Annotated in this window: 26 protein-coding genes and 1 riboswitch; of the genes, 17 read left to right on the forward strand and 9 right to left on the reverse strand. The window is 63.1% G+C overall.

What is annotated here, in order from left to right; translation table 11 throughout:
* Window positions 1–34: 34 nt before the first annotated feature.
* Window positions 35–1,051 carry a thiamine ABC transporter substrate-binding protein gene (locus tag C2134_RS20885; RefSeq protein WP_103321968.1) on the reverse strand — a complete coding sequence of 339 codons (1,017 nt, stop codon included), beginning with the start codon at window positions 1,049–1,051 and terminating at the stop codon, window positions 35–37.
* A gap of 45 nt (window positions 1,052–1,096) precedes the next feature.
* A riboswitch (TPP riboswitch) is annotated at window positions 1,097–1,191 on the reverse strand.
* A 129-nt stretch (window positions 1,192–1,320) separates the two neighbouring features.
* Here C2134_RS20885 and C2134_RS20890 point away from each other — a divergent pair.
* The gene (locus tag C2134_RS20890; protein ID WP_233196529.1) at window positions 1,321–2,763 is read left to right on the forward strand and encodes a DUF1800 domain-containing protein; all 1,443 of its coding nucleotides are present in this window, start codon (window positions 1,321–1,323) and stop codon (window positions 2,761–2,763) included.
* A gap of 10 nt (window positions 2,764–2,773) precedes the next feature.
* Complete coding sequence (locus tag C2134_RS20895) at window positions 2,774–3,952, forward strand: DUF1501 domain-containing protein (protein ID WP_103321969.1); 1,179 nt, start codon at window positions 2,774–2,776, stop codon at window positions 3,950–3,952.
* A gap of 4 nt (window positions 3,953–3,956) precedes the next feature.
* On the opposite strand, the gene C2134_RS20900 is transcribed toward C2134_RS20895, so the two are convergent.
* On the reverse strand, window positions 3,957–4,742 hold the full coding sequence (locus tag C2134_RS20900) for a substrate-binding periplasmic protein (RefSeq protein WP_158248849.1): 786 nt from the start codon (window positions 4,740–4,742) through the stop codon (window positions 3,957–3,959).
* A 102-nt stretch (window positions 4,743–4,844) separates the two neighbouring features.
* On the opposite strand from C2134_RS20900, the gene C2134_RS20905 reads away from it, so the two are divergent.
* Entirely contained in the window at window positions 4,845–5,675 is an 831-nt protein-coding gene (locus C2134_RS20905) for a hypothetical protein (protein ID WP_103321971.1), read from the forward strand.
* 199 nt (window positions 5,676–5,874) lie between these two features.
* On the opposite strand, the gene C2134_RS20910 is transcribed toward C2134_RS20905, so the two are convergent.
* Window positions 5,875–6,387, reverse strand: a complete 513-nt coding sequence (locus tag C2134_RS20910; RefSeq protein ID WP_233196530.1) for a winged helix DNA-binding protein — start codon at window positions 6,385–6,387, stop codon at window positions 5,875–5,877.
* A gap of 143 nt (window positions 6,388–6,530) precedes the next feature.
* On the opposite strand from C2134_RS20910, the gene pxpB reads away from it, so the two are divergent.
* From pxpB to pcp, 6 genes are all read left to right on the forward strand, one after another.
* The gene (pxpB, locus tag C2134_RS20915) at window positions 6,531–7,193 is read left to right on the forward strand and encodes a 5-oxoprolinase subunit PxpB (protein ID WP_103321973.1); all 663 of its coding nucleotides are present in this window, start codon (window positions 6,531–6,533) and stop codon (window positions 7,191–7,193) included.
* On the forward strand, window positions 7,190–8,119 hold the full coding sequence (locus tag C2134_RS20920) for a 5-oxoprolinase subunit C family protein (protein WP_103321974.1): 930 nt from the start codon (window positions 7,190–7,192) through the stop codon (window positions 8,117–8,119). The genes pxpB and C2134_RS20920 overlap by 4 nt, the downstream gene beginning before the upstream one ends.
* On the forward strand, window positions 8,109–8,846 hold the full coding sequence (gene pxpA, locus C2134_RS20925; protein WP_103321975.1) for a 5-oxoprolinase subunit PxpA: 738 nt from the start codon (window positions 8,109–8,111) through the stop codon (window positions 8,844–8,846). The genes C2134_RS20920 and pxpA overlap by 11 nt, the downstream gene beginning before the upstream one ends.
* 63 nt (window positions 8,847–8,909) lie before the next feature.
* The gene (locus C2134_RS20930) at window positions 8,910–9,626 is read left to right on the forward strand and encodes a DUF969 domain-containing protein (protein WP_103321976.1); all 717 of its coding nucleotides are present in this window, start codon (window positions 8,910–8,912) and stop codon (window positions 9,624–9,626) included.
* The gene (locus tag C2134_RS20935; protein WP_103321977.1) at window positions 9,623–10,579 is read left to right on the forward strand and encodes a DUF979 domain-containing protein; all 957 of its coding nucleotides are present in this window, start codon (window positions 9,623–9,625) and stop codon (window positions 10,577–10,579) included. The genes C2134_RS20930 and C2134_RS20935 overlap by 4 nt, the downstream gene beginning before the upstream one ends.
* Before the next feature lie 21 nt (window positions 10,580–10,600).
* Window positions 10,601–11,233, forward strand: a complete 633-nt coding sequence (gene pcp / locus C2134_RS20940) for a pyroglutamyl-peptidase I (RefSeq protein ID WP_103321978.1) — start codon at window positions 10,601–10,603, stop codon at window positions 11,231–11,233.
* Between the two features lie 61 nt (window positions 11,234–11,294).
* Here pcp and phhA read toward each other — a convergent pair whose 3' ends face one another.
* On the reverse strand, window positions 11,295–12,188 hold the full coding sequence (phhA, locus tag C2134_RS20945) for a phenylalanine 4-monooxygenase (RefSeq protein ID WP_103321979.1): 894 nt from the start codon (window positions 12,186–12,188) through the stop codon (window positions 11,295–11,297).
* Window positions 12,189–12,315: 127 nt separating this feature from the next.
* Here phhA and C2134_RS20950 point away from each other — a divergent pair, with 127 nt between their 5' ends.
* From C2134_RS20950 to C2134_RS20960, 3 genes are all read left to right on the forward strand, one after another.
* A complete protein-coding gene (locus tag C2134_RS20950; protein WP_199180014.1) occupies window positions 12,316–12,795 on the forward strand; it encodes an Lrp/AsnC family transcriptional regulator in 480 nt (159 codons plus the stop codon).
* A gap of 186 nt (window positions 12,796–12,981) precedes the next feature.
* Window positions 12,982–13,551: a cysteine dioxygenase gene (locus tag C2134_RS20955; RefSeq protein WP_103321981.1), complete on the forward strand. Its 570-nt coding sequence runs from the start codon at window positions 12,982–12,984 to the stop codon at window positions 13,549–13,551.
* A gap of 303 nt (window positions 13,552–13,854) precedes the next feature.
* The gene (locus tag C2134_RS20960; protein WP_103321982.1) at window positions 13,855–14,409 is read left to right on the forward strand and encodes a cysteine dioxygenase; all 555 of its coding nucleotides are present in this window, start codon (window positions 13,855–13,857) and stop codon (window positions 14,407–14,409) included.
* Between the two features lie 77 nt (window positions 14,410–14,486).
* On the opposite strand, the gene C2134_RS20965 is transcribed toward C2134_RS20960, so the two are convergent.
* Complete coding sequence (locus C2134_RS20965; RefSeq protein WP_103321983.1) at window positions 14,487–15,824, reverse strand: OmpP1/FadL family transporter; 1,338 nt, start codon at window positions 15,822–15,824, stop codon at window positions 14,487–14,489.
* Window positions 15,825–16,086: 262 nt separating this feature from the next.
* Here C2134_RS20965 and C2134_RS20970 point away from each other — a divergent pair, with 262 nt between their 5' ends.
* The 3 genes from C2134_RS20970 (at window position 16,087) to C2134_RS20980 (ending at window position 17,950) form a co-directional block, all read left to right on the forward strand.
* Complete coding sequence (locus C2134_RS20970) at window positions 16,087–16,644, forward strand: peptidylprolyl isomerase (RefSeq protein ID WP_103321984.1); 558 nt, start codon at window positions 16,087–16,089, stop codon at window positions 16,642–16,644.
* Between the two features lie 37 nt (window positions 16,645–16,681).
* On the forward strand, window positions 16,682–17,173 hold the full coding sequence (locus tag C2134_RS20975) for a peptidylprolyl isomerase (protein ID WP_103321985.1): 492 nt from the start codon (window positions 16,682–16,684) through the stop codon (window positions 17,171–17,173).
* A gap of 69 nt (window positions 17,174–17,242) precedes the next feature.
* Window positions 17,243–17,950: a UDP-2,3-diacylglucosamine diphosphatase gene (locus C2134_RS20980; protein ID WP_103321986.1), complete on the forward strand. Its 708-nt coding sequence runs from the start codon at window positions 17,243–17,245 to the stop codon at window positions 17,948–17,950.
* A 183-nt stretch (window positions 17,951–18,133) separates the two neighbouring features.
* On the opposite strand, the gene C2134_RS21420 is transcribed toward C2134_RS20980, so the two are convergent.
* The gene (locus tag C2134_RS21420) at window positions 18,134–18,430 is read right to left on the reverse strand and encodes a hypothetical protein (RefSeq protein WP_146042243.1); all 297 of its coding nucleotides are present in this window, start codon (window positions 18,428–18,430) and stop codon (window positions 18,134–18,136) included.
* Window positions 18,431–18,470: 40 nt separating this feature from the next.
* On the opposite strand from C2134_RS21420, the gene C2134_RS20985 reads away from it, so the two are divergent.
* A complete protein-coding gene (locus C2134_RS20985; RefSeq protein WP_103321987.1) occupies window positions 18,471–20,822 on the forward strand; it encodes a TonB-dependent receptor in 2,352 nt (783 codons plus the stop codon).
* Window positions 20,823–20,923: 101 nt separating this feature from the next.
* On the opposite strand, the gene C2134_RS20990 is transcribed toward C2134_RS20985, so the two are convergent.
* Window positions 20,924–21,550 (reverse strand): hypothetical protein, encoded by a 627-nt coding sequence (locus tag C2134_RS20990; RefSeq protein WP_103321988.1) that lies wholly within the window; start codon window positions 21,548–21,550, stop codon window positions 20,924–20,926.
* A gap of 62 nt (window positions 21,551–21,612) precedes the next feature.
* A complete protein-coding gene (locus C2134_RS20995; RefSeq protein WP_103321989.1) occupies window positions 21,613–22,578 on the reverse strand; it encodes a GlxA family transcriptional regulator in 966 nt (321 codons plus the stop codon).
* Window positions 22,579–22,690: 112 nt separating this feature from the next.
* Between C2134_RS20995 and C2134_RS21000 the strand changes: the two genes are divergently transcribed.
* Entirely contained in the window at window positions 22,691–23,227 is a 537-nt protein-coding gene (locus tag C2134_RS21000; RefSeq protein ID WP_103321990.1) for a cysteine hydrolase family protein, read from the forward strand.
* Window position 23,228: 1 nt separating this feature from the next.
* On the opposite strand, the gene tilS is transcribed toward C2134_RS21000, so the two are convergent.
* Window positions 23,229–23,837 (reverse strand): tRNA lysidine(34) synthetase TilS (tilS, locus tag C2134_RS22020; protein ID WP_233196531.1); only part of this gene is annotated, 609 nt, incomplete at its 5' end.

Here is a 23,837-nt window from a genome sequence, read left to right on the forward strand (position 1 = left end):
ATCGAATCATGGCAGAAACCGGCCGCTTCAGGCATCAATTACCAGACTTCAACACCACCCGCGTCCAGCGGCTGACCCAGCCGCGCTGCTTGGCGGCCAGCGTGGCGCTGTCGGGGGTGTCATGCACAGTGGGCTGCTCGGCATGCTTGAACACCGGGTCCAGCGCGATATTGTCCATCGCCGGGTACATCCACATTTGCGTCGGGATGGCCTTTTGCACCGCGTCCGAGCGCAGGAAGGCGATGAACTGTTGCGCCAGCTTCGGCTCCTTGCCGCCCTTGACCAGCGCCGCGCCTTCCACTTGGCGGAACACCGTGCCCGGCAACAGCAGGTTGCCGGTCGGGGCATCCGTCAGCTTTTCCTTGCTGTAGAACACTTCGGCCGCCGGGCTGGTGGCGTAGCTGACCACGATGGGCCGGCCGCCGCCGTTCTTGGAGAAGTCGGTGTAATACGCTTCGGTCCAGCCCTTGCTGACCTTCAGGCCGTTGTCGCGCAGCTTGCCCCACAGCGCGAAGGCTTTGTCCTCGCCCAACGCGTGGATGGTCGCGGCCAGAAAAGCCAGGCCAGGACTGGACGTGGCCGGATTTTCCACCACCAGCAGGTTTTTGTAGGCCGGCAACGTCAGGTCGTTCAGGGACTTAGGCAAGGGCAGCTTGTTCTTGGCGAACCAGGCCTTGTCGTAGTTCAAGGTGACATAGCCGTAGTCGATGGCGGCTGCGCCCGGCAGGCTAACCTTGCCGCCGCGAGCCAGATCGGCCGGCAGCGGCGCCAGCGCGCCGGCTTGCTCGGCCTTGCCGATCAGGCTGTTGTCGATGCCGAACACCACATCGGCAATCGGCGCGGACTTGGTCAGAATCAGCTTGTTGACCATCTCGCCGGCATCGCCGGCCTTGATGATGGACACCTTGGCGCCGGTCTGCTTTTCAAAGGCCGCCAGCAGCGGCTTGTCCACGCTGAAGGAGCTATGCGCCAGCACGCGCAACTCGGCGGCTTGGACGGAAAGGCCGGACAGGCTCAGGGCAAGGACAACAAGCTTGGGAAACCACTTCATGAAATTCTCCGTACAGAAACGACGGAGCAAGCGGGCATGCGGGAGACTTCCCGCGCATCACGCTCCCTCCGCTGGCATGACCCAGATCAGGTTCTCAGGGTGTCTCTCAGCCCGCATGGCGGGCACCCCCGGTGATAGGGCCACAGTATAACGGAGAATACGGCAAACAACTTAACACTCTGTCCCATTCGCTTAATACCGCAGCGAAAAGTAGCCACTATGCTGACATCGCTCGCTCAAGAATCCACCCGAAAAGGGGGAAGACAACCATGAAACGAATCCTGCTGGCCGCCGCCCTGTGCGGCCTGCCCTTGTGCGCCCTGGCCGACATCGGCGTAGACGGCGCGCGCCACCTGCTGCTTCGCACCGGCTTCGGCGCCAATCCGGCGCAAATCGCCGTTTTCGCGCCGCTGAGCCGCGAGGCGGCGGTGGACAAGATTCTGGCCGGCGCGCGCACTCAGGCCATCACGCCTCCGCCGGGTTGGGCCAATGAGCCGTTCGAACGCCCCGGCCAGCCCGGCCTCTCAGAAGAGCAGAAAAAAGCGCTGCAGCAGGAGCGCAACCAGCACGCGGTGGAGCTGCGCAGCTGGTGGCTGACCGAAATGCGCAACACGCCGTCGCCATTGACGGAGAAAATGACCCTGTTCTGGCACAACCATTTCGTGTCGGCGCTGGACAAGGTGCGCTCGCCGCAAATGATGTACCAGCAGAACCTGCTGCTGCGCCACTACGCACTGGGCGACTTCGGCCAGCTCTTGCATGCGGTGGCGCGCGATCCGGCGATGATGCGTTATCTGGATACCGCCAATAACCGCAAGGAGCAGCCGAATGAGAACTTCGCGCGCGAAGTGATGGAGCTGTTCACGCTGGGCGAGGGCCACTACACGGAGCAGGATATCCGCGAAGCGGCGCGCGCCTTCACCGGCTGGGGCCTGGACCATGACGACCAATTCATCGTCCGCCCGCGGCTGCGCGACACCGGCGACAAGCTAATCTTCGGCCAGCGCGGCAATTTCGACGGCGACGACGTGGTCGATCTGTTGCTGCAGCAGCCGCAAACCTCGGTATTCATCACCAACAAGCTGTGGCGCAATTTTGTATCGCCCACGCCGGACGCCGCTGCGGTCAACAAGCTGGCGGCCGACTTCCGCCGCAATCATTATCAGTTAAAGCCCTTGATGCGCGCGCTGCTGCTGACGCCGCAGTTCTGGCGCAGCCAGGGCCAACTGGTGAAATCGCCGGTGGAACTGACGGTCGGCACGCTGGTGACGTTTGACCTGATGCCGCCGGATTGGCGCGTGATCGCCGGGCTGAACCGCCAACTGGAGCAGGACGTGTTCGCGCCGCCCAATGTCAAAGGCTGGCCCGGCGGCGAAGCCTGGATCAACAGCGCCACCCTGCTGACACGCAAGCAGTTTCTGGACCGCATCACCCACGACGCCGCCCCGGCGCGCGACGCCTTCGCCCAAGCGGACGGCAGCATGAACGAGATGGCGGGCCGCGAAGCGAGGATCAACCGCTTCGTCGCCAAGGGCGTGGCGTCGATGAAGCTGCAGCCGGACGAATGGGCTGCCATCTATGACGTGAAGAGCGCGTCCGACGCGGCGCGGATGCTGCTGGCGGTGCCGCCGGCCAATCCCTTGCCGCAGGGAGAAAGCGGCGCCAAGGCCATCGCCCAGTTGCTGATGGACCCGTCCTACCAGGTGGAATGAGGAGCCTGCCATGTTCAAACGACGCGAATTCCTGAAAGCCGCCGGCGCGGGACTGATGATGACGGTGCTGCCCAATCTGTCCTGGGCGCTGGCGCCGGCAGGCTACAAACGGCTCTTGGTGCTGGTGGAGCTCAAAGGCGGCAACGACGGCCTCAACACCGTGGTGCCCTACGCCAGCGCCGACTACTACCGGCTGCGCCCCGGCATCGCCATCGCCCGCGAGCAGGTGCTGCAGCTCAATGGCGAAATCGGCCTGCACCCTTCCCTGGCGCCGCTGATGCCGCTGTGGCAGGACAAGCAGCTGGCGTTGCTGCAGAGCGTGGGCTATCCCGACCCGAATCTGTCGCACTTCCGCTCAATTGAAATCTGGGATACCGCCTCGGCCAGCCAGCAATTCCTGACCGAAGGCTGGCTGACGCGGCTGTTCCGCGAGCAGCCAACGCCGAAGAACTTCGCTGCCGATGGCGTAGTGCTGTCCAGCCAGGTGCTGGGACCGCTCGATGGCGGCTCGCGCGCCGTGGTGCTGTCGAATCCGCAGGACTTCGCGCGCCAGGCCAAGCTGGTGGCTGACCAACAGCCGGGCCACGCCGGCTCGGCGCTGGAGCACATCCTGAAAGTGGAAGGCGATATCCGTCAGGCCGCCGCCAGCCTGGCCCCGCTGCCGCGCACCGCGGCAAGCGAATCGCCCACCACCGGCCCCAAACCCAACGGCGGCTTCGGCAACGCGGTGCGCACCCTGACCGACACGCTGTCGCGCGGCGTGGATATTGCGGTGGCGCGCATCACGCTGACCGGTTTCGACACCCACGGCAACCAGCAGCCGACGCAGGCGCGGCTGCTGGCCGAACTGGCCGATGGCCTGGCGCAGCTAAGAAGCGAGATGACGCGGCTGGGCCGCTGGGACGACACGCTGGTGCTGACCTACGCCGAATTCGGCCGCCGCCCGCGCGAGAACGGCAATCGCGGCACGGATCACGGCACGGCCAATGTGCACTTCGCGCTGGGCGGCCGCGTCAACGGCGGGCTATACGGCTCCACGCCGCAGCTGGCCGGCGTCAGCGAGGGCAATCTGCCGCATGCGATAGATTTTCGCCAGGTCTACGCCACGGCGATGGAGAGCTGGTGGGGCAAGGACAGCCGCAATGTGCTGGGGAGCCGCTTTTCCACCCTGACGTTGTTGCGCGCTTGAACCTTCAACGCTCCGGGTACGGCACGCCGAACTGGCTGCGATAAAGACGCGCCACCGTGCCGTCCTGCCGCATGGCCTGCAAGGCATCGGCAAAGGCTTGGCACTGCGGGGCCGGCACGCTGCGCCGGCTGAAAACATAGTAGGCCTGGCCCGCCAACCACTTGGGCGGCAAGGCAACCATCTGCGGGCTTTGCGGCAATCTGGCCACTTCGCGCTGCGCAGTGATGCTGGTGGCCAGGAGCAGATCAATGCGCCCCAGCTGCAGCTTGCGGAAACTGCCATCCAGGGTCTCGCCGATATCCACGCTTACCGATTTGGGCGGCGACTGCAGCCAATGGTCCAGCGTATCGCCGTAACTGTCGCCGCGGGTCACGCCTAGCCGGAGATGGCCTAGACGGCCCAGATCCTCCAGTTTACGCACCGGCCAGCGCGCCATGTGGTCACGCCGCGCCCACAGTTGCACCAAGGTCGGGCTATAGCCCTGGACAAAGCAGGCATAGGCCTCCCGCTCCGGCGTCTTCAAGGCCTGCATCGCCGCATCCAGCAGACCCAACCGCAGCTGCTGCAAAGTGCGCGGCCACGGCAAGCGCCGGTAGGTGATGCGACACCCCAGCCTGGCGGCGGCCTGATTCAGCAAGGCCACCGAATACCCGGCCACCTGCTCATCGCGCCCCTGGTAGTGAAATGGCGGCCATTCATCCCAGCCCACGCTCAACGGCCGATCGCAGACGCCGCCCGCCAATGCCGGCAGGGCAAACGCGCTCAACAAAACCACTCGGATCCAGCCCACGCCCTCTCCTCCGCAAGCAGGCGGCAAGCCCGCTGCTGCTCTCCTAAAATGTACGATAGAATCGTCCACATCACCCAGCAAACCGCATGGAATGCCTAGCCGATGACCAGCAACAACACCAAGAGCAACAGCCAGGCCGAGCCGGAGACGGAAGAGATTCCGCTATTGCCGCCGGAGAACGAAGCCAGCCTGGCCAACCATGCCATCCCGCTGGGGGAAACCATTCTGACCCTTCAGGTCGGCCCCCATCCCATCTACGGCATTCTGCAGCGCAGCCGCGCCGTCACCAGCCAATCCGACTACTACCGCCTGCAGTTCCGCGGCTACGCCCGTTCCGATGGCAGCCACTGGCATCCGATGGAGGGCGACGACAGCCGTTTCCACGCCTTGTACAACATGGCCTGGGTGCGCGTGGATCGTCCCAGCAAGACCGTCACCTTCGGCCCCAAGAACGGCGTGCATTGCAGCCCCGGGCTGGAAGGCACGGGCCTAGACACTTATTTGTTCGGCAATGCGGTCGCCTGGGCCAAGAGCACCTGTCCCGACTACGCCATCGCCCCCGGCCTGGTCACCCTCAGCCAGCCGGCCACCGAAGAGGAACAAACCCGAAAACACTCGTTCTACGCGGGACAGGGCTTCCAGTTTGAATGGCAAGACCCGGCCCAACGCAGCGCCTTGTACTTCAAAGACAAAGTCAGCAAGCTGCTGGGAGTGTGGAACAAAGACACGGTGCATGAATTCGGCGGCGAGGAAATGCTGAAAATGCTGGCCAGCCAGGATGAGGCCAGGGCGGAACTGCAACAGAAGCTGGACGTGGCGGAAAGCGCGCAGGACCAGATGAAACGCGCGCTGCAGAAGGAAAAGAATACATCGCAAATTCTGACCGGCGTGCTGATCCTGGCCGCCATCATCGGCATCTGGGCCGTGCTATAAGGCCAGTCACCCGGCGATGCCCAGGTCAAAGGGGAGCGCGCTTTGCCCGCCGCTCCCGCTCCGACGGCGGATTCGCCATGCCGCCTTAGAGCGGCTAACAAAAATCAGTTTCACGGCTGAGGCAAGGCGCGCCGACGCAGGCAGTACTTAAGTACGGCAAGTCGGCGCAACGCAGCATCAGGATTTTTGTTAGCGGCTCTTAGAACGAAGCGCCGGCGCGGGCGGCCTGATCGTATACGCCGGCCAGCAGGCGCATCAACTGGGCAATCTCGCCTATCGCCGGATTGGCCAAGCCGCCGTCGCTCAAGGTCGGCATCAGACACTGCTCTCTCACCTGCCGATAGCGCTCGCATAGATCCTTGCCGCGCTCGGTGGTGGAGAACAACACCTCCTTGCCGCTCTTCTCGCTGGACACATACCCCATCTTCACCAGCTTCTTCAGGGCATACGCCACCACGTGCGTGTCTTCCATGTTCAGCACAAAGCAGATGTCGGCCAGCTTCTTCTGCCGGCCGCGATGATTGACGTGGTGCACCAGCAGCACTTCGGTCGGGGTCATATCCTTCTCGCCCGCCGCGGCCATGCAGCGCACCATCCAGCGGTGGAAAGCGTTATTGACCACCGTCAGGCTGAATTCGAACTCCGATAGCTCCGGGCTGCGCTCGGAAACCAAGTGCTGCGAGGATACGATCTTCGGCAAAGCCATTATCATTCCCACCTCTCCCTCATCGCGCCGAGCGCACTTTATTCATCATTTACAACAGTAAATTGACGAGAAGATATCAACATAGCAGCATTATATGCAGCTAAGGTGTACCTTACATCTTATTCCAAAATCATACACAATCCAAAGCCATGTCCGACGCCACTCCATCATCGCCCGTCATACACTGGCTAGGCAACCAGGCACTGACCTTGGAATTGCCGCCGCCCGCCACCCTGGACAGCCAGCGCCGCATCTGGCGCCTGGCCGAGCAACTGCGCGACTGGGACGAAATCCGCGAAGCCGTGCCCGGCATGAACAACCTGACCGTGGAGCTGCGGCCCGGCGCCAAGGCGGCCAGTTGGCCAGCGCGCCTGCGCAAGTTGTGGCAGCAGGCCGATCCGGCAGCCCAGGGCGGCCGCGTGGTGGAAATTCCAGTGCATTACGGCGGCGACGCCGGGCCGGACCTGCAAGAGGTGGCCCGCCACTGCGGCCTTAGCTCGCGGCAAGTGGTCGCGCGCCATACCGCAGTGGAATACACGGTGTTCTTTCTCGGCTTCCAACCCGGCTTCGCCTACCTGGGCGGACTGGACCCGGTCCTGGCTACGCCGCGCCGCGCCACGCCGCGGCAGCAGGTGCCGGCTGGATCGGTGGCGATAGGCGGCAGCCAGACCGGCATTTATCCGGCGGACGCCCCGGGCGGCTGGCAAATCATAGGCCATAGCGACATGGTGCTGTTCGACCCCGCGCGGCAACCGCCCAGCGCGCTGCAACCGGGCGACATTGTCCGCTTCATCCCTGCGGAGGCCGCATGACGCTGGAAGCGATCAAGGCCGGGCCGCAAACCACGGTGCAGGATCTGGGCCGCTTCGGCGCGCGCCACCTAGGCGTATGCCGCGCCGGCGCGATGGACACGCTGGCGCTGACGGTGGCCAACCGCCTGGTGGGCAACCCGGCCGGCGCCCCCGCGCTGGAAATCACGCTGCCGCCGGCCAGCTTTCGCCTGCTGCGCGACGGCATGCTGGCGCTGGCCGGCGCGGACTGCCAGGCGACGCTGGATGGCGAGCCGGTATGGTCCGGCTGGCGCACTCCCTTCCGCGCGGGACAGGTATTGCAATTGCACGCCCCGCGCATCGGCATGCGCGCCTACCTGGCGCTGGATGGCGGCATCGCGCTGCCGCCGGTCATGGAATCGGCCAGCACCGATCTGATGGCGGGTTTCGGCGGGCTGGACGGCCGCGCCCTGCGCGATGGCGACCGGCTGCCCTTGGGCGCGCCGCTACCCATCCGACCGCGCAAGGGCGTGTGGCTGCCGCGGCCCGGCAATCAGATCCGCGTCTGCCACGGCCCGGAATTCGGCTTGCTGTCCAAATCCGCCCGCGAGCGGCTGTGGCATGCGCCCTGGCAGATCACGCCCAGCAGCAACCGCATGGGTTACCGCCTGTCCGGTCCGGCATTACAGTTGAACGCGCCCTTGGAGATGCCATCGCACGGCGTGCTGCCCGGCTTGATTCAGCTGCCGCCGGATGGCCAACCCATTGTGTTGATGGCGGACGCGCAGGCCACGGGCGGCTATCCGCGTCTGGGCATGGTGGCGTCGGCCGACCTGTGGCAACTTGGCCAGGCTAGGCTGGGCAGCCAGCTGCATTTCGTCGAAGTGAGTCTGGAGGAGGCCCGCTTGGCCGATCAGCAATTGCAACGCTACCTGAACAAGATCGAGAGACTGCTGAATGAAAATTGACCTGAACGCCGACCTGGGCGAAGGCTGCGGCAACGACGCCGCGCTTCTCGACTGCGTCAGCTCCGCCAATATCGCCTGCGGCTGGCACGCCGGCGATGCCGCCACCATGCAGGCCACCGTCAGGATGGCGCTGGAAAAAGGCGTGGCCATCGGCGCCCATCCCAGCTTTCCGGACCGCGACAACTTCGGTCGCAGCGAAATGCGGCTGCCTATGGCCACCCTGCGCGCCGGCCTGCTGTACCAGTTGGGCGCGCTGGAAGCCATCGTCAGAGCCGAAGGCGGCGAACTCGCCCACGTCAAACCGCACGGCGCGCTGTACAACCAGGCCGCGCGCGAGCCGGAGCTGGCGCAAACGCTGGCGCGCGCCATCCGCGACTTCCACCCGGGGCTGCGCGTCATGGGCCTGGCTGGCAGCCTGTTCGTCGAAGCCTGCCGCGCCGAAGGCCTGGCCGTATGGCAGGAAGGCTTCGCCGACCGCGGCTACCGCGCCGACGGCAGCCTGGTGCCCCGCGGCCAGCCCGGCGCGCTGCTGGACAGCGACGCGGCGATGCTCAAGCAAGTGGAGGACATGGTGCGGCGGCAACGCATCGTGGCCGTCAGCGGCGAGGCCGTATCCCTGCGCATCGACACCATCTGCCTGCACGGCGACGGCAGCCATGCCGTGCCGTTCGCGCGGCTGCTGCGCCGGCACCTGGAGCAAGCCGGCATAGACATTACGGCCGGCTAACGATTTTTCACGCCAGCGCGGCGGCAAGACCGCGCGGCGTTACGCTCAAACCAAGGAGAAACCATGGATCAGGCTGTCAATTTGTGGCCGCTGCTGGGCATAGCAGTGGTCGTCATCGGCTTCGTGCTGCGCTTCAACTCGCTGCTGGTGGTATGCGCCGCCGGCATCGTCACCGGGCTGGCCTCCGGCATCAAGCCGCTGCCGCTGCTGGCCGAGTTTGGCCACGGCTTCATGAAAACGCGCAATCTGACCATGATCGTGCTGTTGGTGCTGCCGGTGGTGGGGCTGATGGAACGGCATGGCCTGCGCGAACAGGCGCGCGAGCTGGTGCGCAAGATGCGCAACGCCACGGTCGGCCACCTGCTGGTGGTCTATTTGCTAGTGCGCGAAATCTCCGCCGCGCTGGGTCTGACCGGCCTCGGCGGCCACCCGCAAATGGTGCGCCCCATCCTGGCGCCGATGACCGAGGGCGCCTGGGAGCAGCGCCACGGCGAACCGACGCCGGAACAAAGGGACAAGCTGCGCGCCATGAGCGCGGCCACCGATAACGTGGGGCTGTTCTTCGGCGAAGACATCTTCGTCGCGTTTGGCGCGGTGATCCTGATGCACACCTTCCTGCAGGAAAACGGCATTCCCACCGAACCGCTGCACATCGCGCTGTGGGGCATCCCCACCGCGCTGTTCGCCTTCCTGATTCATAGCGCCCGCCTGCTGCGCCTGGAACGCAATCTGCTGCGCCACGGCCTGCCCGCCGCCAAGCTGAAGGGAGAAAACGCATGATCCTGCACATCGAATACCTGTACTGGGTGGTCGGCGCGATACTGCTGGCCGTCGCAGGCTTCACGCTGACCGATCGGCAGCATCCGCGCCGCTACAGCAGCGCAGCGTTCTGGGGCCTGTTCGGCGCGCTGTTTTTGGCCGGTGATCTGCTGCCGGCCGAGCTGTCCGGCGCCATGGTGCTGGCGATGGTGGCCATTGCCGGCTGCGGCCGCCTGGCGGGCGGCCAACATGCGCCGCTCGCCGCCGACCGGCTGCGGCAGAGCGTAAAGCGACTGGGCGGCAAGGCCTTCCTGCCTTCGCTGCTGGTGCCGCTGCTGACCGTGCTGCTGAGCGTGGCGGCCAAGGACTTCAAGATCGCCGGCATGCCCTTGTTTGATCCCAAAAACACCACACTGCTGGCGCTGGGCATCGCCTGCCTGGCGGCGCTGACTGCCGCCTGCTGGCTGGCGCGCGAAACCCCGGCGCAAGGCGTGCGCGAGACGCGCCGCCTGCTGGACTGCATGGGGTGGGCGGTGCTGCTGCCGCAGCTGCTGGCCCTGCTCGGCCTGCTATTCGCCGATGCCGGCGTGGGCAAGGCGGTGTCCCACGTCGCCACCAGCTACCTGCCGCTGGATCTGCGCTGGGTGGCGGTGCTGGCCTATGTGCTGGGCATGGCGCTGTTCACCATGATCATGGGCAATGCCTTCGCCGCCTTCCCGGTGATGACCGCCGGCATAGGCATTCCGTTTCTGGTCAGCGGCCATCACGGCGATGCTGCAGTCATGGCCGCCATCGGCATGTTCTCCGGCTACTGCGGCACCCTGATGACGCCGATGGCGGCCAATTTCAACATCGTGCCGGCGGCGCTGCTGGAGCTGGAAGACAAGCATGCGGTGATCAAGGCCCAGGTGCCCACCGCGCTGGCGCTGCTGGCGGTCAACGCTGCGCTGCTGAACTGGCTGATGTTCCGTTAGGATCCGCAAAAGAGAAACGATATGAAAACCGTGCTATTGACCGGCTTCGAGCCGTTTGGCGGCGAAAGCGTCAACCCGTCGTGGGAGGCGGTGCGCCGCCTCGATGGCCAAGAGATTGCCGGCGCCCGCATCGCGGCCCGACAATTGCCCTGCGTATTCGGCGCGGCGCTGGAGGAACTGCGCCGCCATCTGGACGCCCTGTCGCCCGAGCTGGCGATCGCGGTCGGCCAGGCCGGCGGCCGGCCAGACATCAGCGTGGAGCGGGTGGCGATCAATGTCGACGACGCGCGCATCGCCGACAACGCCGGCAAGCAGCCGATAGACCAAGCCATTGCGACAGACGGGCCGGCGGCGTATTTCTCCACGCTGCCGATCAAAGCCATCGTCGCCGGGCTGCGCGAAAACGGCATCCCCGCCTCGGTCTCGCAAACCGCCGGCACCTTCGTCTGCAATCACGTGATGTACGGCCTGCTGCACCGCGCGGGTCCGCGCGCCGGCTTCATCCATATCCCCTTTTTGCCGGAGCAGGCTGCGCGCCATCCCGGCCAGCCCAGCATGAAGCTGGAAGACTGTGTACAGGCGCTGCGGCTGGCAGTGGAGATCGCGCTGACGCAGCGGGAAGACGCGAAAATCGCCGGCGGCGCGACGCACTGAGCCGCCAAATACCAAGCCCGCCTGGCTTGCGCTAGGCGGGCTTGGCTTAAAGTGCGCGCCCTCACACGTCGTCGGTATCCGCCCAGCCCTGGCGATCGCCTTCATTGATCACCACGTCGCTCGGCGCGATCTCGCCGGCACCCCACGGCTTGGCATCCGCCAGTTGCTGGTACAAGGGCGAAAAATCCGGCGCGGTAGCGTCGAACAGCTGCTTGAAGCTGTCGATGACGAAATAAGTCTTCTGGAATGTGTCGATGCGGTAGCGCGTGTTCATGATGCGCATCAGATCGAAGCCGACACGATTAGGGCTGGCGCTGTCCAGGCAGTAGATCGATTCCGACTTGCTGGACACGATGCCGGCGCCGTAAATGCGCATGCCGGCCGGCGTATTGATCAGGCCGAACTCCACCGTGTACCAGTACAGCCGCGCCAGCATGGGCAGCGCGCCCAGTTCCTTGGCCTTGATGCCGCCTTTGCCGTAAGCCTCCAGATAGTCGGCAAACACCGGATTGATCAGCAGCGGCACATGGCCGAACAGATCATGGAACACGTCCGGCTCCTGCAGATAGTCCAGCTGGTGCGGCTCGCGCAGCCACCAGGTGACCGGGAAGCGGCGGTTGGCCAAGTGCTCGAAGAATACGTCATCGGGAATCAGGCCCGGCACCGCCACGATCTTCCAGCCGGTGGCGGCCATCAGCTTCTCGTTCAGCTTTGCAAAATCCGGCACCCGGTCGTGGTCCACCTCCAGATCGCGCAACCCTTGCAGAAACTCCTCGCAGGCGCGGCCCGGCAACAGCTTGCTCTGCCGCTGATACAGCGTGGCCCAGGTGGCGTGGTCTTCCGCGGTGTAGCGCTCCAGCGGCTGCGGCAGGGTGTAGTCGTTGGCGTCGTGGCTCAGTCCGACATTCTTGCGGGTGGTGATGTCGGGCACCACAAAGTCGGCGCGGTCGTTCATGTCTGGGGCTCCGGATTGGATGGTTTACTCTAGTTTAGCCCCGCTCCAATGCGGCAAGTCCGCAAAATTTGCCTTAAAAACTTATTTTTTGCATACTTACCGCATTAAACGTCATAATTTGCTCAAAATGCGCAAAATTGAAATAGATCGCTTCGACATGCTGATCCTGCAGCAGCTGCAGCTGGATGCCCGCGCCACGCACCAGAAGCTGGCTCAGGCCATCCCGCTGTCGGCGTCGCAGATCGGCCGCCGCATCCAGCGGATGGAACAGGACGGCATCATTCAGGGTTATCAGGTGGCGCTGAATCCTGAGCATGTCGGCCTATCGGTAATGGCCTTCGCCAATGTCAGCCTGGAGCGCCACAGCGAGGCCGCGCTGCTGGATTTCGCGCAGTCCATCCACGCGCTGCCGGAAGTGCTGGAGTGCTACGCCGCCGCCGGCGAGGCCGACTACCTGCTGCGCATCGTGGTTCCCGACCTGCCATCGCTGTCTTCTTTCGTGATGAACAAGCTGATGCAGCTGTCGCTGGTGCGCAGCGTCAAGTCCACCATCGTGCTGAATGCCATCAAGCAAACGATGAAGCTGCCGCTCTATCCGCCTTCCTGATCCTTTTGCCGAACCGACCATAGGTTTGCAGCGTCTATATCTGGCAGCGTAATGGCGCAATACAGCGCCATGAATATCCTTATATGCAAATCGACATAATGAATCGATTTAATATTACGGGAAAGCGCCGATAACAAGGCATGGCCCACAGGGCCGCGCCACGCTCAGTCATGCAAGGAGAAGCAGATGCAAACCCGCGCCTTCGCCCCGCGTTCCTCCCTGGACACCCTGGCAGCCAGTCTCGCCGCATCCATCAGCCAACTTGCCATCGCAGATGCCCCGCTGAATCTGGAACAGATGCGCCGCTTCTATCATTCTCTAAGCCTATCCACTGCCGACCTCGCCCCTTTCCGCCAGTTCGACGACCCCCAGTACCGCCGCAATCGCATCTATATCGACGAGCACTTCGAGCTGCTGCTGCTTTGCTGGCGACCAGGCCAACGCAGCCAGATCCACAATCACAAGGGCAGCCTGTGCGGCGTCAAGGTGCTGGAAGGCGTTGCGACCGAAACCGTGTTCGTCCAGAACCCATCCGGTCAAGTCTGCCCACGCGAAACGCGCGAAATGGCGGCGGGTAGCCTTGTCATCAACGGAGATCTGGACATTCATCAAGTCGCTAACCTGCATCCCAGCGGCACAGATTTGGTCACGCTGCATTTGTATTCGCCGCCGCTGAAGAAAATGGAATTGTTCGGTTTGGAGCCGCAGCAACAACGCGTCTTTCATGCCGCGGATTGCCTGGAATATCACATCTAAATAGTCTGGCCAGCGTTTTCTTCCGCCCGGCTGGCCAATCCTTCACAGCCCCCCGCCAATATGTTGGTCAATTAAAATATGGCCTGATAAAAATGGCGCTGCATGGGACGTTTTTCTGGACTCGACCCAGCCCCAAAACCCACGATCGAAAAGCCTGCGGCGGGATTCCTGGGCTGACACGCAAGCAAGCATAAAGTACTAACGCAAACTGTCGATATTCATCTTACCGGAGCCAAATAAAAAATAGCCGGCTATTTCGATAGCATTGCGGGCGCCGAGCGCTCGGCCGTCCAGGAGAGAAAAATGGAAACCTTGCGCCTATTCGAGCAATCCCGCCACCCGAGCGGATTGATTTACTGGCTGTCCTGCATGGCCCGTCTGAATCAGAAACTGGGACTGGAACAAATACGGACATTTTTAGAGAATGCGCCGCTCAATCAGGAAGAGCTGCTGCCTTACTGGAAATTCAGCGGCAGCCATTACCACCGCAACCTGATATACGGCAATGAGCATTTCGAATTGCTATTGTTCTGCTGGCATCGCCAGCAGTCCAGCTCCATTCACAAGCATCACGGCAGTCATTGCGGCGTCATGGTCATTCAAGGGACGGCGAGCGAGGAACGCTTCACCGCCACAGCGCATGGCCAATTGATTTCCACGGAAACCAGAGATTTCAAAGCCGGCTCCATCTTGCTTAACCAAGCAAGAGACATCCATAAAATGTCGAATCAACAGCCAGAAGACTTGGTAACCCTGCACCTTTACTCGCCTCCAATGCGGCGCATGGACTGCTATAACCTTGAGCGGGAAACGCCGCATTACGCTCCGCAGCGAATCCAGCCGAGCATGGCGCATTGACGGCTTTTCCCAACGTTTTCAAATAAAAAAGGGCACGGCATAAGCCGTGCCCTTTTGTCTGATCATACGGTTCCGGATCAGAAACGGTACTGCATCTGCACGCCCAGCAGGTGGCCGCTGATCGAGGAGTAATCGCCCTGCAGACGGCTGGAGGTGCCGAACGGGCTATGCGAAGTATTGTCGATCTTGGTGTCGCCCACCGCGCGTAGATAGGCATAGCTCACGTCCACGCTGGCCTGCTTGCTGATCTGGTAGCCGGCGCCCAGGGTCAGCCACATGCGGTCGGCGTCCGGAATCAGCACATTTCGGTGCTGCGGGTTCGGCACCGGCGTGGTTTCGTAGCCTAGGCCCGCGCGCAGGGTCAACGCTTCGCTGTAGAAGTAATCGCCGCCCACCGAGAACAGCCAGCTGTTCTTCCAGTGGTTGTCGATGGTGGTGGTGGTGTCGATCGGCGCGGGCGTCAGGCCCGGCAGCTTAGGCACCACGGGGCTGCCTTTGACCACCAGCTGGTCGAAGCGGCTCCAGCGCGTCCAGCGCGCGGTGGCGCCCACGGCAAACTTGCTGTTCAGCTTGCTGTAGCCGCTCAGCATCAGCCATTCCGGCGTGGTCACTTCGGCCGAACCCGAATACGTGCCATTGAGCAGGCCGCCCAGCGGCGCGGGGAAGCCGGCATTGGTGTAATCGCCCTTGGCGTCGTGATAGATCTTGGAACGATAGGACAAGCCGACGCGGGTATCGGCGCTATAGCTATACATCACGCCCAGGTTATAGCCGAAGCCCCAGCTGTCGGCCTTGAGTTCGCCGCTGGCGCCGGGCAGATAGGCGCCCTGCTTCAGGTCCGCCTTGGCGTATTGCGCGGACACGCCGCCGCCAAAGCTCCACTTGTCGTTCAGCTTGTAAGCCAGCGACGGATTGATATCCACCGTCATGATGCTGCTGGAGATGCCGTTGTCGCGGCCGCCCCAGTTGTCGCTATAGCTTGCGCCCAAGCCAAACGGCGTGGTCACGCCCAGGCCCAGGAACAGCTGGTCGTTGACCTGGTGGGTCAAGTAACCGTTCGGAATCACTTCGCCCGCGCCGCGGCCATTGTCATTGGCAGACGTAGTCACGGTGGAAGGAGGCGTGCCCGGCAGATGGCTGACGCTGGTATTGCTGCCGCTGAACGGCGCGTCGATTTCCGCGTAGGTCAGGCCGCCTTGCACGCGCGTGCCGGACAGCAGAGTCATGCCGGCCGGGTTGTAGAACACGGCGGACAGGTCATCGCCGGCCACGCCGGCGCCGGCGTAGGCGCGGCCCATGCCGGTCACGCTCTGCTCGGTCAGTTGGAAGCCGGCGGCGTGGACCGCCGGGCTGGCGGCAAACAAGGAGGCAATGGCAATAGAGAGGAGTCGGACGGTGCGCGAGGAAGATTGCATAGATATCTTGTTCCTGAAACGTTCTTCTTATTGGCCGGCTGAGCCGGACAAAGCGGCGCAAGCATGATAAATAGATAGCGCTTGCATCTTTTTAGGGCGTGGAGTCTAAACTCGAATCCCTGTCGCGGCAAGGAAAAAACATAACTTCCTTAACGAAGATTAAGCGACTGCGCCGCCCCCGCCTCCCGCCGCCAGCCTCAACCAGCTGCGCGCGCTGTGCTAGAATCACAGCCCGACTTTCTTGCCGACACGTCTCCCGACCATGAAGAAACTGATCTGCGGCCTGGCCGCATTCGCCCTGCCCGTTCTGGCCTTTGCCGCCCCGGTCGTCGAAATGGCCACCAACAAAGGCAATATCGAAATCACTCTGGATTCGGCCAAGGCGCCCAAGACCGTGGCCAATTTCGTCGCCTATGCCAAGGCAGGCCACTACAACGGCACGGTGTTCCACCGCGTGATCGACGGCTTCATGATCCAGGGCGGCGGCTTCGACACCAAGCTGAGCCAGAAACCCACCCGCGCGCCCATCGCCAATGAGGCGAGCAACGGCCTGAAGAACGATGTCGGCACCATCGCCATGGCGCGCACGGCTGACCCGAACTCCGCCACCGCGCAGTTCTTCATCAACGTCGCCAGCAACGACTTCCTCAATTACAAGTCGCCGACGCCGCAAGGCGCCGGCTACGCCGTGTTCGGCAAGGTCACCAAGGGCATGGATGTGGTCAATCGCATCGCCAAGACCCGCACCGGCAGCATGAACGGCATGGATGACGTTCCGTTCGAACCCATCGTCATCCAGAAAGTCACCATCAAACCGTAAGCCCGCCTTGCGCGGCTGCAACGCAAAGGAAAGCACAATGATCAAACTGACGACCAACCTCGGCGAAATCACCCTGGAACTGAACCATGAAATGGCGCCGAAAACCGCCGCCAACTTCGAGGAATACGTGAAGAGCGGCCACTACGACGGCACCATCTTCCACCGCGTGATCAATGGCTTCATGATCCAGGGCGGCGGATTCGACGCCGAGATGAACCAGAAGCCGACGCGCGACCCGATCCAGAACGAGGCCAACAACGGCCTGTCCAACAAGACCTACACCGTCGCCATGGCCCGCACCATGGACCCGCACTCGGCGTCGGCCCAATTCTTCATCAATGTGTCCGACAACGACTTCCTGGACTTCAAGTCCGAGAGCACCCAAGGCTGGGGCTACGCCGTGTTCGGCCAAGTGGTGGCCGGCCAGGACGTAGTGGACCGCATCAAGACCGTCCGCACCGGCCGCACCGGCATGCACCAGGACGTGCCGGTGGAGCCGGTGGTGATCCAGAAGGCGGAAATCGTCTAAACCGTCCGCATCGAAAATCCAGCCGGGGCCCTGCCCCGGCTTTGTCTTGCTCCGGATAGCACAGCAGCCATGGCCATACACTTCATTTCCGACCTGCACCTCGCCGACGACACCCCGGCGCTCAACCAGCTGTTTCTGGACACGCTTGCCGCCTGGCGCGGCCGGATCGAGGCGCTGTACATCCTGGGCGACCTGTTCGAATACTGGGTAGGCGACGACGACGATTCGGCCTATCTGGAAGCGCCGCTGGCCGCGATGCGCGCGTTCGCCGCCCAAACGCCGTTATACGTGATGCGCGGCAACCGCGACTTCCTGCTGGGCGTCGGCTTCGAGCAACGCAGCGGCGCCGCCTTGCTGGACGATCCAACGCTGATGGAAGCCCACGGCCAGCGCATTCTGCTGTGCCACGGCGACGCGCTATGCACCGACGACGTCGCTTACCAGCAATTCCGCGCCGTCAGCCGCAGCCCGCAATGGCAGCAGGCCATGCTGGCCAGGCCGCTGGCGGAACGCCATGCCATCGCCCGGCAAGCGCGGCAGCAAAGCGAGATGAACAAGCAGCAGACCGGCCTGAGCGCCATTTCCGACGTCACGGAACTGGCAGTAGGCGAATTGCTGGCCGCCCATGACTGGCCGACGCTGATCCACGGCCACACCCATCGCCCCGCCCACCACCGCCACGGCGCTTCCAGCCGCTGGGTGATCCGGGACTGGCATGGGGAAACCGGCGGCTACCTGGCGCTGGACGACGCCGGCATCCGCGCCCGCCCCCTTTAAGCCTTCCCGCCGGCGGCTTGCTCAAGCCGCCCAGCCCCCTCCGACCTCATCAATCAAACCATGATTCTGGAAAATAAATTCCAACATACTTTTCCATCACCCCATCGACAAAGCCTTACATTTCATTAACATATTCCCGCATTTTTGTCAGAAGCCCACTATTTAATTGATTATTTTTGCAAATCAACTCCACATAAAGACATATTTCTTTATTCTTTTTGTAATAGTTGTTTCTTGAAAATGAAATGACAATGAACTAGATTTGCCGCTTAAAAATAATTTCAAGGCGAAATAACCCACGCTGAGCAATTTGCCATATCCGAGTTCAATCACCCATACCGGTAACGATTCTTCTCGCCCATCGCAAGTCATCTCAGCCGGACACAGCCCCGCGCCAAAACCACGCTCAAGCAACCATTGCAGTGCTTGCTGTATTGACCCATGCCTCACGGCAGGACTTCGGCTGCGCTGAAAATACATTCCAATGAAAAATTGATTTCTCTACATTTCAGGAAATTCAATGAATAAGAAGACCTATATCCGCCCCTTGACTCTGGCCGTGCTCGCCGCGCTGGCCAGCCAGGCGGCGCTCGCCGAGGAGACCCAGCTGCAAACCGTCACCATCACCGGTGCCGGCGACAAGCTGGGAGTGGGCTTGCTGCAACAACAGGAAGGCACGCGCGCGCGCAGCGATGTCAACAAGGCCGCGCTGGAGAAGCAAAGCCCCACCTCCAACATCTACCAGGGCATCAATATGCTGCCCGGCGTCAACGCCTCCAGCCAGGACAACACCGGCATGTTCGGCGGCGCGCTGACCATCCGCGGCTTCAACTCGGACCAGATCGGCGTCACCATCAACGGCGTGCCAGTCAATGACTCCGGCAGCTATTCGGTCTACCCGCAGGAATTCGTCGATATCGAAAACCTGTGCCAGGGCTCGGTGACCCAGGGCTCCAGCGACACCGACGCGCCGCACATGGGCGCCAGCGGCGGCAATATGAGCTTCGTCACCTGCGATCCGGAGAAAGAGCGCCGCGTGCGCTTCGCCCAAACCTTGGGCAGCAACAGCCTGCAACGCACTTATGTGCGCGGCGACACCGGCTTGTTCGCCGATGGCAAAGCTCGCGCCTTCGCCAGTTATTCGCACAGCGAGACCGATAAGTGGAAAGGCGCAGGCGGCATGAAGCGCGACCACGTCGACACCGGCATCCGCTACGACTTCAGCGGCGGCTACATCAACGCGTCCGTGCTGTACAACCGCCAGATAGGCAACGCCTTCGGCACGCCGACGCTGCAGCAGTTGCAGCAAACCGGCTACGGTTATGACTACGCTACACAGTTCATCCCTGGCCACTTGCCACCGCAATACGGCACCGCGCAGAAGGAAACCGGTCCGACCCCCGCCTACTATCAGCTGCAGCAGAACCCGTTCGAAAACGTCATCGCCAAGGTCGATGCCGTGCTGAAGCTTGGCCCGGATACCCGCATCAAGATCCAGCCGTACTTCTGGTATGGCTATGGCGGCGCCACCAGCCAGCAGACGCAGTCTGAAAGCGCCTTCCTGAACAAGGCCACCCACACCGACACCGCCGCCAAGGATCTGAACGGCGATGGCGACACCCTGGACACCATCGTGGTCAACGGCAGCAGTATGACGCGCACCCGCCGTCCGGGCATCACCGTCACCATGGAGCAGAGCTGGGGCAACCACCTGTTGCAGGCTGGCGTATGGTATGAACGCGCCCAGCACATCCAGACCGGTCCGGAAACCCTGACCAACGCCGATGGCTCCCCGCAAGACGTCTGGATGCAGTCCAATCTGATCACCCGGCCGGATGGCAGCGTATATCAGTACCGCGACTGGGATACCGTCAGCACCTCCACCCAGCTGTTCGCCATCGGCACCTTCAACTTCCTGGATGACCGCCTGGCCGTCAACGCCGGCCTGCGCACGCCGCAGATCAAGCGCGATTTCACCAACCACGCCAACGACGGCTGCGGCAACTCCAGCAAAACCTGCGCCGCCGCCTATGACTACGAAATCACCAAGACTTATCGAGAAACGCTGCCTAGCTTCGGCGCGCGCTATTACCTGACGCCCAAGCAACAGGTATTCTTCAACGTCACCAAGAACTACCGCGCCGTCCCCAACTATGCCTACAGCAGCAGCAACGGCAATGTGCAAGTGGTGAATGGCCAGGTAGTGCTGACAACGGACGTGGTGCCGGAAACCTCGGTCAACACGGACCTGGGCTATCGCCTGGAGGGAGACTTCCTGACGTTGAGCGGCTCGCTGTTCAATGTGGACTTCAGCAACCGCCAGGCCAACTCCTATGACCCGGTCACACTGAAATCCGTCAACATCAACGCGGGCGGCGTGCACACCTGGGGCGGAGAACTAGAACTAGGCACGGTGCCGGTCAAAGGATGGAGCGCTTACGCCTCGTTCACCAGCAACCACAGCGAAATTCAGAGCAATCTGAACTGGAAGGACTCTTCGGGCAACAACACGGTTCTGCAGACCCAGGGCAACGACTTCCCGATGACCCCGCGCTGGATGGCCGCGCTGTCGCTGCAATACGCGCCGGGCGCCTGGTATGTCCGCACCGACGTCAAGCACACCGGCAAGCAGTTCGCCACTCTGGTCAACGACGAAGTGGTGCCGGAATACACCACGGTGGACCTGGACGCCGGCTATCGCTTCGGCAATATGGGCGTGCTGAAGAACCCGACGATCAAGCTGAACGTCAGCAATATGTTCAACACCAGCTACCGCATCCCGACTTCATCCAAGGTCAATGCGGCGGACACGGTGCGCTATAACCTGGGCGCGCCGCGTAGCGCAGCGGTCACCCTGCAGGTCGATCTGTAAACCTGCTCTGCCAGCAAAGCCAAGGCCGGGATCGCTCCCGGCCTTTTTGCTGGCTAGGCCGCCCTGCCGCGCTCGTCGCAGGCTCGCGGCCGGCGCATCGCTCACGCGACCTGCTGCGGCATCACTTCGCCATTGACGCTCACGGTGACGGCATTGCCGCCCAGCCAGGTCTCCACCTTGGCCGGAATAGTCATTCTCGCCGAGTAATAGCGAAACACCGCCATACGCTCGGCATCATTGCGCGCCTGCTGCCAAGCCCTGACATAGGCGGCCGCCTCGTCCATCTCCGGCACCGAGGAGGCGATCGTCCGCAAGTTGCAGATGGCGCTGCCCAGCTCCTTGTCGTCATTGCACAGCCGCTCTATCTGCGCCAGATCGGCCCGCTGGCCTGCCAGCTTGATCTTCCCGCCCTCGGTGCTGACCACCTGAAACGGCGGCGACAAGGGCAAGCCGGCCTGGCTCATCTTTTGATCCAGCAGCTGACGCACATACTCGCCATGCAAGGCCACGGCCTGGCGCGACGGCAGCATCCACTTGATGTCCTCATCGTTCATTGGCCCGTCGTGAACCGGCGGGGGACGCAGCGTCGGCGCGCTGCCCGCCAATTGCCGAGCAGCCTGGCTCAGCATGCCGGCAAACGCATTGCCATCGTTGTTGCCGGCAAAACTTGCCGGCTTCGCGCCAGATGCCATCCCATGACTCTGCGCATAGACCTTATCCAGTTGCATGGCGAGCTCCTCAGGACAAAAACAGGGATTGAGGAGCAAAAATCATTCCATAAGCATTTTCACTATTCACCGCCTTGCCCGTTGGCCTGCCCTCCCCGGAACGCTTGCCGCCAGGCGGCAGGCGAGACCCCCAGCTTCTGCCGGAACAGCCTGCGCAATGACATGGCGGAACCCAAACCAGCCTGTTCTGCCACCTCCTCCATCGGCAGGCTGGTGCGCTCCAACAGCCGCTGGCTCAACGCCAAGCGCTCGCTCGCCAGCCAGTCGCCCAGCGTGGCGCCGGTCAAGGCATGGAAACGGCGCGAGAAAGTGCGGCGGCTCATCGCCAGGCGCGCGGCCAAACCATCCAGCGTGTGCGCGTCGCGCAGATTCGCCCTCAGCCAGTCCAGCAATTCGCCCAAGCGGGCATCGCGCCCCGCGCGCGGCAAGGGCTGCTCGATGAACTGCGCCTGCCCGCCCTGCCGGTGCGGCGCCACCACCATGCGCCGCGCCACGCGATTGGCTTCCTCCACGCCTTGCCGCTGCCGCAACATATGCAGGCAGCAATCTATCGCCGCGGCGGTGCCGGCCGAGGTCAGCACGCTGCCGTCCTCCACATACAACACGTCCGCATCCAGCCGCACCGCCGGGAACCGGCTGGCAAAGGCATCGACATAGCCCCAGTGCGTGGTGGCGCGGCGGCCGTCCAGCAAACCAGCCTCGGCCAGCACGCAGGCGCCCAGACACAGGCCCACCACCTGCGCGCCGGCTTCATGCGCGTCGCGCAAGGCCTGCAGCAATTCCGGCTCGGCCTGCCGCGCCGGATCGGGCCAGCTAGGCACGATCACGACATCAGCGGCGCGCAGCGCCTCCAAGCCATGCTCGACCAGCAAGGCGAAGCCGGCGCTGCTGCGCAAGACGCCAGGCCGCACCGCGCAGACTGTTAACTCGAACCCGCCCGCCAGTTCGCCCAACACCATACAAGGCACGGACAAGTGAAAGGGACTGATGTCATCGAATGCCAGCACCGCAACGCTGCGCGTTTTCATCACGTTTCCTCAAGATGGCCCAATATGATCGAATTGTGTCATTCGGGCCACTCACGGGCAAGCCATGCGCTAGGGATAATGACCTCACCCCAAACCGAAACAGGAGACTTCCATGCAAACCGTACGCCGCGCCGCCCTGCTGATCATCGACCTGCAAAACGACTACTTTGCCGGCGGCAAGTATCCCCTATGGAATACCGAACAGACGCTGGCCAATACGCTGGACGCCATCGCCCAGGCGCATGCGCAAAACATCCCGGTGATCCTGGTTCAGCACATCGCGGCCAATCCCGCCTCGCCATTTTTCGTCAAAGACAGCGTGGGCGTGCAGATTCATCCGCAGGTGCTGGCCGCGGCCCCGAATGCGCCGGTGGTGGTCAAATCGCACGCCGACAGCTTTCTCAATACCAATCTGGGCGAACTACTGGGCAAACTGGAAGTGAACCAACTGTTGATCACCGGCATGATGACGCAGAACTGCGTCACTCACACCGCGCTGTCGCGCGCGGCCGATCCTTACCAGGTCAAAGTGCTGCGCGATTGCTGCGCCACAGTGGACGCGATGGTGCATGGGATTGCGCTGAGCGCGCTGGGAGACAAGGTGGAAATGGTAGACAGACAGGCGGCTTTCGAAACCGCCCGCGGCTGAATCAGCCGGGCGACAGCCGCCACAGCGGCCACCAGCCCGGCCCCGTGGCGACGCCGCCAGCGACGGCGATGCCCGGCAGCGCCAGCAGTTGGCCATCGGCAGCGTACAGCAAGGGCCAGCGCTGGCGCAGCGGAGGCGGCAGGCGAGCCTCGCGCAGCAGGTCCTTGACCTCGCGCCGCCCCACGGTCAATGCCAATTTCTCGCCGCCGCAACGCGGCTTCAACGCCAGGCCTGCCGCCAACGCGGCGTCCGGCAAACCCTGCGCGCGCCACGTCCACTCCAGCCTGCCGCCCCACTCGGGCAAATCCAGCGCCTTGCCGCCGGACAGGTCGGGCAGCGGGCTGCCTTCGGCCGGCGGCTGCAAATCGGCCATGGCCTGGATGGCACCGTCGAAGCGGAACGCCACCCCGCCAGACAGCCGCAATATCGGCAACGCCTCGGCCCCGGCGTGCCTCAGCTGGCGCTGGAATTCATGCAGCGCGGCCGGCTCCGGCGCAGGCCAGCCCCGCTCATCCAGCCAGGCCAGCAAGGCCTGGCGTTGCCGCGGCGCGGACAGCGCCAGCCAGCTCGCCAGATGCAAACCCGCCTCATGGCGGCAATGTTCCACATC

The sequence above is a fragment of the Chromobacterium sinusclupearum genome (assembly GCF_002902845.1).
GTDB lineage: Bacteria > Pseudomonadota > Gammaproteobacteria > Burkholderiales > Chromobacteriaceae > Chromobacterium > Chromobacterium sinusclupearum.

Coding starts and splice junctions, on each gene's coding strand:
- C2134_RS20965 (WP_103321983.1), bottom strand. CDS start 15,824: ATGCAATCTTCCTCGCGCACCGTCCGACTCCTCTCTATTGCCATTGCC.
- C2134_RS20930 (WP_103321976.1), top strand. CDS start 8,910: ATGGATCAGGCTGTCAATTTGTGGCCGCTGCTGGGCATAGCAGTGGTC.
- C2134_RS20995 (WP_103321989.1), bottom strand. CDS start 22,578: ATGAAAACGCGCAGCGTTGCGGTGCTGGCATTCGATGACATCAGTCCC.
- C2134_RS20990 (WP_103321988.1), bottom strand. CDS start 21,550: ATGCAACTGGATAAGGTCTATGCGCAGAGTCATGGGATGGCATCTGGC.
- phhA (WP_103321979.1), bottom strand. CDS start 12,188: ATGAACGACCGCGCCGACTTTGTGGTGCCCGACATCACCACCCGCAAG.
- pxpA (WP_103321975.1), top strand. CDS start 8,109: ATGAAAATTGACCTGAACGCCGACCTGGGCGAAGGCTGCGGCAACGAC.
- C2134_RS20980 (WP_103321986.1), top strand. CDS start 17,243: ATGGCCATACACTTCATTTCCGACCTGCACCTCGCCGACGACACCCCG.
- C2134_RS20985 (WP_103321987.1), top strand. CDS start 18,471: ATGAATAAGAAGACCTATATCCGCCCCTTGACTCTGGCCGTGCTCGCC.
- C2134_RS20910 (WP_233196530.1), bottom strand. CDS start 6,387: ATGATAATGGCTTTGCCGAAGATCGTATCCTCGCAGCACTTGGTTTCC.
- pxpB (WP_103321973.1), top strand. CDS start 6,531: ATGTCCGACGCCACTCCATCATCGCCCGTCATACACTGGCTAGGCAAC.
- C2134_RS20950 (WP_199180014.1), top strand. CDS start 12,316: ATGCGCAAAATTGAAATAGATCGCTTCGACATGCTGATCCTGCAGCAG.
- C2134_RS20960 (WP_103321982.1), top strand. CDS start 13,855: ATGGAAACCTTGCGCCTATTCGAGCAATCCCGCCACCCGAGCGGATTG.
- C2134_RS20920 (WP_103321974.1), top strand. CDS start 7,190: ATGACGCTGGAAGCGATCAAGGCCGGGCCGCAAACCACGGTGCAGGAT.
- C2134_RS20895 (WP_103321969.1), top strand. CDS start 2,774: ATGTTCAAACGACGCGAATTCCTGAAAGCCGCCGGCGCGGGACTGATG.
- C2134_RS20975 (WP_103321985.1), top strand. CDS start 16,682: ATGATCAAACTGACGACCAACCTCGGCGAAATCACCCTGGAACTGAAC.
- C2134_RS21000 (WP_103321990.1), top strand. CDS start 22,691: ATGCAAACCGTACGCCGCGCCGCCCTGCTGATCATCGACCTGCAAAAC.
- C2134_RS21420 (WP_146042243.1), bottom strand. CDS start 18,430: ATGTATTTTCAGCGCAGCCGAAGTCCTGCCGTGAGGCATGGGTCAATA.
- C2134_RS20970 (WP_103321984.1), top strand. CDS start 16,087: ATGAAGAAACTGATCTGCGGCCTGGCCGCATTCGCCCTGCCCGTTCTG.
- C2134_RS20905 (WP_103321971.1), top strand. CDS start 4,845: ATGACCAGCAACAACACCAAGAGCAACAGCCAGGCCGAGCCGGAGACG.
- C2134_RS20890 (WP_233196529.1), top strand. CDS start 1,321: ATGAAACGAATCCTGCTGGCCGCCGCCCTGTGCGGCCTGCCCTTGTGC.
- pcp (WP_103321978.1), top strand. CDS start 10,601: ATGAAAACCGTGCTATTGACCGGCTTCGAGCCGTTTGGCGGCGAAAGC.
- C2134_RS20885 (WP_103321968.1), bottom strand. CDS start 1,051: ATGAAGTGGTTTCCCAAGCTTGTTGTCCTTGCCCTGAGCCTGTCCGGC.
- C2134_RS20935 (WP_103321977.1), top strand. CDS start 9,623: ATGATCCTGCACATCGAATACCTGTACTGGGTGGTCGGCGCGATACTG.
- C2134_RS20955 (WP_103321981.1), top strand. CDS start 12,982: ATGCAAACCCGCGCCTTCGCCCCGCGTTCCTCCCTGGACACCCTGGCA.